This is a genomic window from Yersinia sp. 2542 StPb PI (assembly GCF_048593855.1).
Taxonomy (GTDB): domain Bacteria; phylum Pseudomonadota; class Gammaproteobacteria; order Enterobacterales; family Enterobacteriaceae; genus Yersinia; species Yersinia enterocolitica_E.
This window is the reverse complement of the sequence record NZ_JAZGQA010000551.1, coordinates 1-291: the sequence shown is the minus strand read 5'-3', so window position 1 is coordinate 291 and position 291 is coordinate 1. Positions and strand designations below refer to the sequence as shown.

Here is a 291-nt window from a genome sequence, read left to right as displayed (position 1 = left end):
AGTAAAAAATCGGTCATCTTCTTCTAATTTACCACTAACATCTTCAACATAATGAGGAATTTCTTCATCTATCTTTTTCTGCCTAACTTCCGATGTTATATTTTTATATTGGTGATCTAATTCATCATATTTAGATTTTAATCTGTCGAGTTCTGATTTAGTGTCTTTATATTTAACTTCATTTAAATTAAGCTGATTTAATAGTGTGGAAACTCTTGACATTAATTCTCTTTTATCATTTTCAAGCTCGAACTGCCTCATTTTAATCATGTTTGAGGAAGAGTTTCTGAG

Annotated in this window: 1 pseudogene; it reads right to left on the bottom strand. The window is 28.9% G+C overall.

Features of this window, described 5'->3' with window-relative positions:
* Nucleotides 1–222 (bottom strand): annotated as a pseudogene (locus tag V1952_RS22705) (hypothetical protein); the annotation flags it as partial.
* Between the last annotated feature and the right edge of the window lie 69 nt (nucleotides 223–291).